This window comes from Flexibacter flexilis DSM 6793, from assembly GCF_900112255.1.
In the GTDB taxonomy this organism is placed as follows: domain Bacteria; phylum Bacteroidota; class Bacteroidia; order Cytophagales; family Flexibacteraceae; genus Flexibacter; species Flexibacter flexilis.
Window position 1 is genome coordinate 60,753 of the sequence record NZ_FOLE01000009.1, and the last position, 13,613, is coordinate 74,365.

Sequence of the window (13,613 nt, forward strand, 5' to 3'; positions counted from 1 at the left end):
AAGGGTTGAAAATACAATATACGCGTTATTGCCGCTTTTTGACCAATTCTTTGAGTGCGAAAAGCTCATCGCGCAGACGAGCCGCCTCAATGAAATCAAGGTCTTTGGCCGCTTTTTCCATTTGTTTTTGCGTGTTAGCCATTTGTTTTTCGAGGTCGGCTTTGCCCATGTGCGCAACTACTGGGTCAGCTACCACATTGCTCGGCTCGGCATCAAAAGCATACACTTTGCTATCTCGCTTAGAGTCTGCCACTTTGGTTTGTTGGATAATCGCTTCCGTAGATTTGAGAATCGTGCGCGGCGTAATGCCATGTTCGGCGTTATATTCTTCTTGCAAAGCGCGGCGGCGGTTGGTTTCGTCCATGGCTTTTTCCATCGAACCTGTAATGCGGTCAGCGTACATAATTACTTTGCCTTTGTCGTTACGTGCCGCGCGTCCCATCGTCTGGATAAGCGAACGCACATCACGCAAGAAGCCTTCTTTGTCCGCGTCCATAATTGCCACCAATGAAACTTCGGGCAAGTCCAAGCCTTCGCGCAGCAGGTTTACTCCCACCAACACATCAAACACGCCCAAACGCAATTCGCGCAAAATTTCCACGCGATCCAGCGTCTTAACGTCGGAGTGAATGTATCGGGATTTAATGCCCACGCGGTCAAGGAATTTTTGCAACTCTTCGGCCATGCGTTTGGTCAGGGTCGTGATAAGTACACGCTCTTTTACCTTCACGCGCATTTCTATTTCTTCCAACAAATCATCTATTTGATGAGCCGTCGGGCGTACCTCAATAATGGGGTCAAGTAATCCCGTTGGGCGAATAATTTGCTCTACCACTACACCTTCAGAGGCTTTGAGTTCGTATTCGCTTGGCGTGGCCGTAACGTAAATGATTTGGTTAATCAATCCCTCAAACTCATTGAAAGTCAGTGGTCTATTGTCCATTGCGGACGGAAGTCTGAATCCATATTCCACCAAATTCACTTTGCGGGAACGGTCGCCGCCCCACATGGCACGAATTTGCGGAACGGTTACGTGACTTTCGTCCACGACCAACAAAAAATCATCGGGGAAATAATCCAGCAAACAGAAAGGTCTGTCGCCTACGTTGCGGCGGTCGAAGTAACGCGAATAATTTTCGATGCCCGAACAGTAACCCAACTCTTTCATCATTTCAATATCAAATTCTGTGCGTTCGCGGATTCGTTCGGCCTCCACGTGGCGCAACTCTTTTTCAAACTGCTTGATTTGCAATTGCAAATCGTCCTGAATCTCGCCAATGGCCTGATGCAGCAACTCTTTACCCGTTACAAACAAGTTGGCGGGATAAATCGAAATCATGGGTTCGTCGGCAATTTTCAAGCCTGTTTCGGGGTCTATGCGTTGGATGGATTCTATTTCATCTCCCCAAAAAATAAAACGCAAAGCATGGTCGGCGTAGGCTGGAAATACTTCAACCGTATCGCCTTTTACCCTGAAATTTCCGCGTTTAAATTCGGCTTCCGTGCGGCTGTACAAAATATCCACGAGTCGGAACAACAACGTATTTCGGCTAATAATGTCGCCTTGCGCAAGGCGCACGATATTTTTTCCGAACTCGGTCGGGTTGCCGATACCATAAATACACGACACAGACGCAACTACAATCACATCGCTACGCCCCGACATGAGGGCGGCGGTAGCACTCAATCGCAATCTTTCTATCTCTTCGTTGATGGCCAAATCTTTTTCAATGTACGTGTTCGTAGTCGGCAAAAAAGCCTCTGGTTGGTAATAATCATAGTAGGAAATATAATATTCTACGGCATTTTCTGGAAAAAATTGCTTAAATTCGCCATATAACTGCGCAGCCAATGTTTTGTTATGGCTCAAAATGAGGGTTGGCTTGCCGTGTTTGGCGATAACATTGGCCACCGTGAATGTTTTGCCCGAACCCGTAACGCCCAAAAGGGTTTGGGATTTGTCGCCGCGTTCTAAACCTTCGACTAATTGCTCAATGGCTTTGGGTTGGTCGCCTTGCGGCGTGTAATCCGAAATAAGTTTGAAGCCTGACATACAGAAATGGAAATGTGTTTGGTTGGGAAAGAAAAATTGCCGAATAATATTAACACTTTTGGTTGCATTGTAGTTTACTACGACACACGTTTATTTTTAAACACGCACTAATGAACACTAAAAAAATTGCCATTATTGGCGCAGGCGTTGCGGGCATTGCCGCGGCTATTCGTTTGCGCACCAAAGGCCACGATGTAGAAGTATTTGAAGCCAACGATTATTTGGGTGGCAAACTCTCGCTACTGGAGCAAGACGGCTACCGCTTTGACGCTGGCCCTTCGCTGTTTACCATGCCCGAACTGGTAGAAGAGCTTTTTGCGTTAGCTGGCCGAAATATAGACGATTATTTTCATTACCAAAGACTTACAGAAGGTTGTCGCTATTTCTATGAAGACGGAACGCGCATTGTTACGCCTACTTCCGCCCAAGATTTTGCGCAAGAAATCGCCAAACAGACAGGCGAACCCGCCGCCAATATTACCAGCTTTCTGAAACGTAGTGCCAATTATTACGGTTTGGTTGGCGAATTGTTTTTGTACAAATCTATGCACAAAACCAGCACGTTTCTGAACTGGAAAGCCGCTAAAGCCATCGCCCAATTGCCGGCACTGGGCATTTTCAAGACCATGCACGAGGCCAACGCCACGCATTTCCGAAACCCTAAAGTAGTTCAGCTTTTCGACCGCTTCGCCACGTACAACGGCTCAAGCCCTTACCAAACGCCTGCCTTACTGAACATGATTCCGCATTTGGAACACAACAAAGGCGCGTTTTTGCCCAAAGGCGGCATGTATGCCATTACCGAAAGTTTGAGCCGCTTGGCCAAAGATTTGGGCGTAAAATTCCATTTGAAAAGTAGGGTAGAAAAAATCTTGACGCAGCAAGGCCGCACCGTCGGGCTGAAAGTAAATGGCCAAGAATTGCCGTTTGAGGCGGTGGTGAGCAATATGGACATGGTGGCCACTTATCGCAAATTATTAGCCCACGAACCCGCTCCCGAAAAACTTTTGAGCCAACCCAAATCCAGTTCGGCACTGATTTTTTATTGGGGAATAAATAAGCAATTTGAGCAATTAGGACTGCATAACATCTTGTTTAGCAGGGATTACGCCACAGAGTTTGACCATATTTTTAAACTAAAAACCATTTATGCCGACCCAACCGTTTACATCAACATTACCAGCAAGCACGAGCCTTCGCACGCTCCCGAAGGCGCAGAAAATTGGTTTGTGATGATAAACGTCCCCAACAATATCGGGCAGGAATGGGATACGCTCATTGCGCAGGCGCGGCGCGACATTGTCCGCAAAATCAATAGGACTTTGAAGACGGATATAGAAAAACTCATTGTAACGGAAGCAATGTTAGAACCGCGCACGATTGAGAGCCGTACCAGTTCCGTGAAAGGGGCTTTGTATGGCAACAGTTCTAATAATCGGTATGCGGCATTTTTGCGACACGCGAATTTTTCGGCCAAAATCAAGCACTTATATTTCTGTGGTGGGAGCGTGCACCCAGGTGGCGGCGTACCGCTTGCTTTGCTTTCGGCGCGTATCATGGCCGAACTTTTGGAAGAGCGTGAGCGTTAAGGCGTTGTGTTTTTAGTATTTTTCCGTTAGCTTTGAACAAAAGCGTTTTATTTTAATACATTATGGACGACCCCTATCCCTCCTTAATCTTCGGTTTGTTTGCTTTGTTGCTGGCCGCTGTGCTGTCGGCGATGATGTGGGTACTGACGGCCTCCCAATGGTGGCAGGCCAAGCATTTGAAAGTTGCCCAAAGCCTTAACGAACGAATCCTTACTTATTTTTCGCGCCATTTGCTGCGCCTCGTGCTTACCATCAAGACAGCACATTATGCGGCATTGGGGGCGGCGGTGCTGGCTTTTATGCAGACGGCCAACCAATGGCTACAAATTACTTTAGCTCCCGTACACGACAGTCTCGACATTTTTTTGTTGGGTCTGATGGCTTTGCTGCTGGCGTTTGTGTATGTGGCATTTAGTAGCTTGGCTATCAGGGGTTTTTCGGAATATGCTCCCAACGATTTTATGAACTGGGCGGCATTGCCGCTCTATACTTTGTATTTGGTGCTGTACCCTGTGGTGGAACTTATGCGGCGTTGGGTGCTTTTACAAAACAAACAAAACATTAGTCCCGAATCTAAATTAGCTCCGTTGGCCGTTGGGTTGCACACGTGGGCGATGCCGTTGCTTTCTGCCCAAAACGACACCACACAAAACTCGCTAAGTGTTCAGATTTACCGCAATGCTTTGGAGTTACCTACGTTGCGTGTGCGCGACTGCATGATTCCGCGTACGGAAATTGCGGCCATCGACAAAAACAACGACGTAGAGGCATTGGCGCAAAAATTTATCGAAACAGGTTATTCTAAAATTTTGGTGTACGAAGAAAGTATTGACAATATCGTGGGATATTGTCATAGCTCAGAGCTTTTCAAAAAACCCAAAAGCATTGACCAAATTCTGACGACTGTACCAAGCGTGCCCGAAACCATGTCGGCGGAAGATTTGCTGTTATTTTTTAACAAAGAACACCGCAGTATTGCCGTCGTGATAGATGAGTTTGGCGGAACGGCTGGCCTGATTTGTATTGAAGATGTAATGGAAGAAATTTTTGGGGAAATAAAAGACGAACACGACGAAGACACGCTCGAAGAAAAGGCATTGGCCGAAAATATGTACTTGCTCAACGCGCGTTTGGAAGTTTATTACCTAAACCAAAAATATGATTGGCAAATTCCTGAAGGCGATTACGAGACGTTGGGCGGTTATATTTTATCCATTTACGAAAATATTCCCGATGTCGGGACGGTGGTAGAAGCTCCGCCTTTTAGTTTTAAGATTCTGGGCAAAACCGATGCGCGTTTGCATTTGGTGGAAATGACGATTTTGTAAAAAGAATACATATAGTTATTTGTTACTAATTTAATTCTAATTTTTTAAAGTCCACAAACCATTAGTCAGCCACAAACGCCGTTTTTAACGTGTTGTTTTGTGGCTTATCGTTTTTTGTTTTAGTATTGCCAATTATCGTAACCAATTTTTTATAATTCCAACTTCTTATGCTAAAGAAAACAATTATTCTTTCGATGGGAATGGCGTTGGCTTTGGGTGTGGTGCAAGCGCAGAAAAAAGCACCAGCCAAGAAGCCTTCCGCAACAGCTGTTGCACCTAAAAAAGAAGCGGCTGCTAAACCAGCTGCCGCACCTGCCAAACTTGGCGACGGAACACGCTTTATCGAAAAAGTAACTCGTAAAGGCGACGAAATTATCATCCCTTACGAAAAATATGAATTGGCCAACGGTCTTACGTTGGTGATTCATGAAGACCATTCTGATCCGGTGGTTCACGTGGATGTAACCTATCACGTGGGTTCGGCGCGCGAGCAAATTGGCAAATCTGGTTTTGCGCACTTCTTCGAACACATGATGTTTCAGGGCTCTGACCACGTAGCTGACGAAGAGCACTTTAAAATCGTGTCGGAGTCGGGCGGAACGCTCAACGGTACAACCAACCGCGACCGTACCAATTATTTCGAGACAATGCCAAGCAATCAGTTAGAAACGGCCCTTTGGCTTGAAGCTGACCGCATGGGCTTTTTGCTTGATGCCGTTACGCAGAAGAAATTTGAAGTGCAACGTGCTACCGTAAAAAATGAACGCGGCCAAAACTACGACAATCGTCCTTACGGCTTGGCGAGTGAATATGCAGCCAAAACATTATATCCTTACGGCCATCCGTATTCTTGGCTTACTATCGGTTATATCGAAGATTTGAACCGTGTGGACGTACAAGACCTTAAAAACTTCTTTTTACGTTGGTATGGCCCGAACAATGCCGTAGTTACGGTGGGCGGCGATGTAAAACCAGCCGAAGTAATTAGTTTGGTAGAAAAATATTTTGGCTCGATTCCACGCGGTCCAGAAGTAAAGAAAATGAGTTTGCCAGCCCCAGTGTTGGAGTCAGACCGTTATGTTTCTTACGAAGACAACGTTCGTTTCCCATTGATGCAAATGGTATTCCCAACTGTTCCCAATTACCATCCAGACGAAGTGGCTTTGGACTGTTTGGCTGAAATTTTGGGCGGTAGCAATACATCTCTTTTTTACCAACGTTTTGTAAAAGCTCAAAATGCGTTGCAAGCGCAAGTGTATCATCCAGCCTTTGAATTGTCGGGCGAATTTACGGTAACTGTATTGCCGTTCCCTGGTAAAGGTTTGGCCGATATGGAGAAAATGGTTCGTGAAACATTCGTTGAATTTGAGAAACGCGGCGTAACTGACGACGATTTGAAACGCTTCAAAGCAAACTATGAAGTACAGTCTATTGAAGGTTTGGCCAGCGTAAGTGGTAAAGTTTCAAGATTAGCTTCGTTACAAACTTTTACAGGGAATGCCAATTACAGTGTAAAAGATATTGAAGCACATCGTAAGCTTACCAAAGAAGATGTAATGCGTGTGTATAACCAATACATTAAAGGCAAAAAAGCGGTGATTACGAGCGTAGTACCAAAAGGTAAAACAGATTTGGTTGCAGCTCCAAACAACTTCACGCCAGACGGTAGCAAATACCAAGCTCCAGCCGACGAGTACAAAGGATTGGTTTATAACAAAGCTAAAGATAACTTTGATCGTAGCAAACGCCCTGCCGCTGGTGCAAATCCTGTGGTAAATGTGCCTGATTATTGGCAAGATAAATTCCCGAACGGAATCCGTGCTATCGGTACTTATACCGACGAGTTGCCGATGACTTCTATCCTGATGAGTGTAAAATGCGGCCACCGCATGGAAGCCCTCGACCCAACGAAAGCAGGTGTAGCGCAATTAGTGGCGGGAATGCTCGAAGAAGCAAGCGAGAAATACACAGCCGAAGAGTTGAGCAGCGAACTTGAAAAATTAGGTAGTAGCATTAGCGTAAGTGCTGGTAACAATGAAATTGCTATCGAAATTACGGCACTTACCAAAAATCTTGATGCGACTTTGCGCCTTGCTGAGCAACGTATTTTGCATCCACGTTTCGACAAAGAAGACTTTGAGCGTTTGAAAAATCAACAGCTAGAAGGTATCGCCAATCAAGCCAACCAGCCTGTAGCTATTGCCAACGCCGTATATAACCGTTTGCTTTATGGTGAAGGCAATATTTTGGCTGTTCCTACCGCTGGTACAGTGAAAACTGTAGAAAATATCACGCTGGATGATGTGAAGAAATATTACAAAGATTATTTCTCTCCATCCCTTACTAGTTTGGTGGTAGTAGGTAATGTTACGGGTGAGTCTATTATGCCTAAATTAGATTTCTTGGCTCGTTGGAAAGGCGAAAAAGTAAAACGCGCCCCAGTACAACTTACGCCAAAAATTGAGAAAACACGTATTTTCTTAGTGGACAAAGAAAAAGCACCACAATCAGAAATTCGTATTGGCTATATCGCCATGAAATACGATGCTACGGGTAAGTATTACAAAGCAAAACTCATGAACTACATTTTGGGTGGTGCGTTTAACAGCCGTATCAACTTGAATTTGCGCGAAGACAAAGGCTATACTTACGGTGCGCGTTCGGGCTTTAGCGGTTCAGATATTGCAGGGCCATTCACGGCTTCGGCAGGCGTAAAAGGCAATGTAACGGATAGTGCTATCATTGAGTTTATCAAAGAAATTAAACTTTATGCTGACAAAGGTATTACACCAGAAGAGCTTGAGTTTACCAAACGTTCTATCGGCCAATCAGAAGCTCTTAAATACGAAACGCAAATCCAAAAAGCGTATTTCTTAGGCCAAATCATTGATTACGGTCTCGATCGCAACTATACTCAAAAACAAAACGAGGTTTTAGAAAAAATTGCTCGCGGCGAAATCAATATGTTGGCACACAACCTGTTGCCTGTGGACAAGATGAACATCGTGGTAGTAGGCGATAAAGCAAGTCTTAAAGACAAGCTCGTGAAGTTGGGCTACGAAGTGGTAGAGTTGACTAAAGATGGTGAAGTAGTGGAAGGTGCTAATTTTACGCTTCCTGTCATGCCAAAACCAGAACCTGCTCGCAATCCAAAGACTGCTGAGCTACCAAAACATAGCCAAGATAAAAAAATGGAGCCGTAATAATGTTATAGCTTATTAAATGGTTATAGACCCACAAACCCTCAGCCTTTTTCGATAGGTTGGGGGTTTTGTGTTATGGGGAATTTTGTGCCCCAATATTCTATTGTCTATCTTTATTAGTTATGTTTGTGAATTAAAGTGATACAAACTCTAATTATTCTTGCACTACATTAATCCGTAAGAAAACGTCAGCTATGAGATTATCTTTTCATATAAAATTACACTGGCTCTTAGCCATTGCCTCTGCAATAGTTGGTTGCCAGTCTATCGGTCGAAACACACAGCCCAAAACTACCGCCGCCGTTGCTACTATTACCACAGACACCACGAAATCAACCAAAAAAGAACCGCCTGTGTGGGCTGCCAAAAAATACGGTTACAACCCATCGCGCACGCTTAAAAATGACTTGGTGCACACCAAATTGGAAGTAGAATTGGATTGGAAAAAACGCTATTTGTTGGGTGTGGCTACGCTTACACTTCGTCCGCATTTTTTCCCACAAAATACTTTAGAACTCGATGCCAAAGGTTTTGATATAAAATCGGTAAAACTTTTGGTTTCGGATAAAAAATCTAAGCTGCTCAAATACAATTACAACAATACCCAAATGACCATTTACTTGGACACACTCTACACGTGTACCGACGAGTACCGCGTAGAAATCGAGTATGTGGCCAAGCCCGACGAGTTGGTTACCAAAGGCAGCGCGGCTATTACTTCCGACAAAGGGCTGTATTTTATCAACCCCGACGGCACAGACCCCGACAAACCGCGCCAAGTCTGGACGCAAGGCGAAACGCAATCGGCTTCTTGTTGGTTTCCGACCATCGATTCGCCCAACCAACGTTGCACCGACGAGATACACATTACCGTAGATACGAATTTCGTAACACTGTCTAACGGCCTTTTGGTGTATTCTACTCAAAACCCCGACGGCACACGCACCGACGTTTGGGAACAAAAGAAACCTCACGCACCGTATTTGTTTACGATGGTAGTCGGCGATTTTGCCATTATCAAAGACCGTTGGCGCAACAAAGAGGTGAACTATTATGTAGAACCCAAATACGCGCCTTATGGCAAAGCTATTTTTGGCCACACGCCCGAAATGATAGAGTTTTTCTCCCAAAAACTGGGCGTTGATTTTGTGTGGGACAAATATTCGCAAGTGGTGGTGCGCGATTTCGTGTCGGGCGCGATGGAAAATACCTCCGCTTCTACGTTTATGGAGGCCGTGCAGTCCGACGACCGCGCCTTGCTCGACCAAGATTGGGACGGCATCATTGCACATGAGCTTTTTCATCAATGGTTTGGCGATTTGGTTACCTGCGAATCGTGGTCAAATTTGCCGCTCAACGAGTCGTTTGCCAATTATTCAGAGTATTTGTGGGCTGAGCATAAGTTTGGCATCGAACAAGCCGACTTCGACGGCCAACAAGAAAAGCAACAATATTTCCGCGAGTCACAACGCAAACGCGAACCGTTGATTCGCTACTACTACAACGACCGCGAACAAATGTTTGACAGCCACTCTTACGCCAAAGGTGGCCGCGTGCTGCACATGTTGCGCAAGTACGTGGGCGATGAAGCATTTTTTGAAAGTATCAAACGCTATTTACTTAAAAATCAGTTTAGTTCCGTAGAAATTCATAACCTGCGCTTGGCTTTCGAGGAGGTTACGGGCGAAGATTTGAATTGGTTTTTTAACCAATGGTTTATGTCGGCAGGCCACCCCGAACTGGAAGTTAATTACAGCTATTCGGACAAAAAAGTATGGCTAAAAGTGCGCCAAACGCAAGACAGTCTTTATTCGCCTAAAACCTACCGTTTGCCGCTGAAAGTAGATATTTGGGTGAAAAACCAAAAACTCCGCTACCCGATTACCATCGACGAACGCGAGCAGGAATTTACTTTTGCCGTGGACTCTGTGCCACAACTTTTGGTTTTTGATGGCGAGCAGCAACTTTTGGCCAGCATCGACCAAACCAAAACGCAAGACGAATTGCGTTTTCAATATTATCACGGCGACAAAATGAAGTTGCGATTGGACGCGCTACGTGCTTTGGACGAAGACAATAGCCCCGAAACGCAAGCAATGTTATCGGCGGCTCTTTCCGACCGTTTTTGGGCGATACGCGTCGAGGCTTTGCAGGTAATGGCCGAACTTGATTCGCAATTGGTGGCCAATAATGCCCAGAAAATGAAGGATTTGGCTAAAAACGACCCTAAAGCTGCCGTGCGTGCCGAAGCCTTTCGCACGTTGCAACGCCTCCAAGATAGCGGCTTGCAAAGTACGTTTGCGGCTGGCCTTTCCGACCGTTCTTATGATGCTTCCGCCGCCGCGCTGGAAGGTTATATCAAAACCAAGCCGTCGGATATTGAGGCAAAAATTGCAGACTTTGAAGCCCAAAAACATCCGTACATTGCGCCAGTAGCTGCCGAATATTATGCCCAAAAAACAGATAGCACTTATTACAATTGGTTTACGGACAAAATAAAAACAGGTTCTAAAGACGAAATGTACGGAGTGTTACAAAGCTTTGCTGTTTATTTGCTCAAAATGTCGAAAGCCAAACAGGCCGAAGGCGTTGCGCTGATTGTAAGCACTGCCCAAAACAGCAAAGCGTCTATGTTACGATTTGCAGCTTATCAGGCTTTGGGAATTTTGTCGGAAGTGGCTGGCGTAGAGCAACACAAAGTCGCCATTCGTGAGGCCGAAACCGACCCCGAACTCAAAAAGATTTATGAGTATTTTCGTTAAGAAAAATAAAATATAAAGTACAGATTTTCAGATATTTAATTTTAAAATGACTAAGGTAAAAGAAGCGAAAGAAACGCCACTAATGAAGCAATACAACGCCATCAAAGCCAAACACCCTGGGGCTTTGTTGTTGTTTCGGGTAGGAGATTTTTACGAAACATTCGGCGACGATGCTGTTACGGCCAGTAAAATTCTGAACATCACCCTGACCAAACGCGCCAACGGTGCGGCTTCCGAAATGGCCTTAGCTGGTTTTCCGCATCATTCCTTAGACACTTATTTGCCCAAACTCGTGCGTGCGGGGCAGCGCGTGGCCATTTGCGACCAACTCGAAGACCCCAAAGATGCCGTTGGTATCGTCAAGCGTGGCGTAACCGAATTGGTAACGCCCGGCATTACGCTCAACGACAACGTACTGGAAACCAAGCAAAATAACTTTTTGGCGGCCATTCATTTGCAAAAAAATGGGGCGGTTGGTGTTTCGTTCATGGACATTTCGACGGGGGAGTTTTATGTGGCACAAGGCGATGCCGACTACTGCGAAAAGCTGCTACAAAGTTTTATGCCGTCCGAAGTGCTTTTCTGTAAGCCGCGCCGCGTGGAATTTGAACAACATTTTGGTAATCAATACAATACTTACACCTTAGAAGACTGGATTTTTCAGCCCGACTACGCTCGCGAATCCCTGACACGCCATTTCAACACGGCCACGCTCAAAGGGTTTGGGGTGGAAGAAATGGACGCGGGTATTATTGCCGCAGGTGCAGTGTTACATTATTTGGCCGAAACTGAACACCGCGAACTCGGACACGTGTCGGCACTTTCGCGCATCGAAGAGGAACGTTATGTTTGGTTGGATAAATTCACGATTCGCAACTTAGAATTGGTATTTCCGCAACAAGAAAACGGCGTGCCACTCATCGAAATTCTTGACCATACCGTTACGCCAATGGGCGGACGCCTTTTGCGCAAATGGACACTTTTACCGCTCAAAGAAAAAAATAGAATTGACGAACGCCTTCAGGCCGTAGAAGCCTTCGTACAGGACAGCGATTTGCGCCAAACAATGTTGCAGCACCTCAAACCGATTGGCGATTTGGAACGACTCATTTCCAAAGTTGCCGTGCGCCGCATCAATCCGCGCGAAATGCTCCAACTCAAAAAGGCATTGAAAAATATTTTGCCAATCAAAGATTTATTAGCCCAAAGCCCTGTAAATCAACTCAAAAAACTGGCCGACCAACTCAATCCGTGTAGTTTTTTGTATGAAAAAATAGAACGTGAGTTGCAGGAAGAATTGCCGATTGTGAGCAATCAGGGCGGAATGTTTCGGGAAGGCGTGGATACAGCACTCGACGAGTTACGCGAAATTTCCCATTCGGGCAAAGATTATTTGCTACAAGTACAAAACCGCGAGATTCAGCGCACGGGCATTTCTTCGCTCAAAGTTTCTTACAACAAAGTGTTTGGCTATTACTTGGAAGTAAGCAACGCCAACAAAGACAAAGTGCCTGCCGACTGGATTCGGAAACAAACGCTTACCAACGCCGAGCGTTACATTACCGAAGAGCTAAAAACGTATGAGGAAAAAATCCTGACGGCAGAAGAAAAAATCACGGCCATAGAGCAGCGACTTTTCAACGAGTTGGTGCTGGCTGCTGCCGATTTTGTGGGAGCAATTCAACAGAACGCCAAAACGTTGGCCGTACTCGACAGCCTTATTTCTTTTGCGACGGTGGCCACGCGTCAAAACTACGTGAAACCCAATGTTACGGAAGACAACGTACTGGACATCAAAGACGGCAGACATCCCGTAATCGAAACGCAATTGCCTGTTGGTGAGCCATATATCCCCAACGATGTTTTTTTGGACGATGCCTCGCAACAAATCATCATCATCACGGGCCCGAACATGGCGGGTAAGTCGGCACTGCTGCGCCAAACGGCTTTGATTGTGCTCATGGCGCAAATGGGCAGCTACGTGCCAGCTACGGCGGCGCACGTGGGCATGGTGGACAAAGTGTTTACGCGCGTGGGTGCTTCGGACAATCTTTCGCGCGGCGAATCTACGTTTATGGTCGAAATGACCGAAACGGCCAGCATTCTCAACAATTTGAGCCCTAAAAGTTTGGTGCTAATGGACGAAATCGGGCGCGGCACAAGCACTTACGACGGCGTGGCCATCGCGTGGAGCATCGTGGAATATTTGCACACACACACCAAATGCAAGGCGCGGACGCTTTTTGCTACGCATTACCATGAGCTAAACGAATTGGCGGCGGATTTTCCGCGCATCAAGAATTTTAACGTGTCGGTCAAAGAGTCTGGCAATAAGGTGATTTTTATGCGCAAATTGCAGGCAGGGGGCAGCGCACACAGTTTCGGGATTCATGTGGCGCAAATGGCAGGGATGCCCAACGCGGTGGTTTTGCGTGCCAACGAGATTATGCACCATTTGGAAAAAGACAATCGGCGTGAGCAGCAGCAAGAGAAAGTCCGCGACATTCCCAAAAACAATTATCAGTTAAGCATTTTTCAGGCCGCTGACCCGCAAATGGAGCAAGTGGCCGAAACATTGCGCCAGATAGATGTAAACACACTTTCGCCTGTAGAGGCTTTACTCAAACTCAACGAATTGAAATTAATACTCGCCAAAAAATCGTAAAAAAGGCAAGTAA

General features: G+C 45.8%; 6 protein-coding genes. 5 read left to right on the forward strand and 1 reads right to left on the reverse strand.

The window, feature by feature from the left end; translation table 11 throughout:
- Positions 1–25: 25 nt before the first annotated feature.
- On the reverse strand, positions 26–2,053 hold the full coding sequence (uvrB, locus tag BM090_RS13970; RefSeq protein WP_091514485.1) for an excinuclease ABC subunit UvrB: 2,028 nt from the start codon (positions 2,051–2,053) through the stop codon (positions 26–28).
- A 110-nt stretch (positions 2,054–2,163) separates the two neighbouring features.
- On the opposite strand from uvrB, the gene crtD reads away from it, so the two are divergent.
- The 5 genes from crtD to mutS all read left to right on the forward strand — a co-directional run bounded on the left by crtD (position 2,164) and on the right by mutS (position 13,600).
- Positions 2,164–3,642: a 1-hydroxycarotenoid 3,4-desaturase CrtD gene (crtD, locus tag BM090_RS13975; RefSeq protein ID WP_091514489.1), complete on the forward strand. Its 1,479-nt coding sequence runs from the start codon at positions 2,164–2,166 to the stop codon at positions 3,640–3,642.
- 62 nt (positions 3,643–3,704) lie between these two features.
- On the forward strand, positions 3,705–4,970 hold the full coding sequence (locus tag BM090_RS13980) for a hemolysin family protein (protein ID WP_091514492.1): 1,266 nt from the start codon (positions 3,705–3,707) through the stop codon (positions 4,968–4,970).
- Positions 4,971–5,137: 167 nt separating this feature from the next.
- Complete coding sequence (locus BM090_RS13985) at positions 5,138–8,173, forward strand: M16 family metallopeptidase (RefSeq protein WP_245756735.1); 3,036 nt, start codon at positions 5,138–5,140, stop codon at positions 8,171–8,173.
- 194 nt (positions 8,174–8,367) lie between these two features.
- Positions 8,368–10,935, forward strand: a complete 2,568-nt coding sequence (locus BM090_RS13990) for a M1 family metallopeptidase (RefSeq protein ID WP_091514496.1) — start codon at positions 8,368–8,370, stop codon at positions 10,933–10,935.
- Positions 10,936–10,981: 46 nt separating this feature from the next.
- The gene (gene mutS, locus BM090_RS13995) at positions 10,982–13,600 is read left to right on the forward strand and encodes a DNA mismatch repair protein MutS (protein ID WP_091514500.1); all 2,619 of its coding nucleotides are present in this window, start codon (positions 10,982–10,984) and stop codon (positions 13,598–13,600) included.
- Positions 13,601–13,613 lie beyond the last annotated feature (13 nt).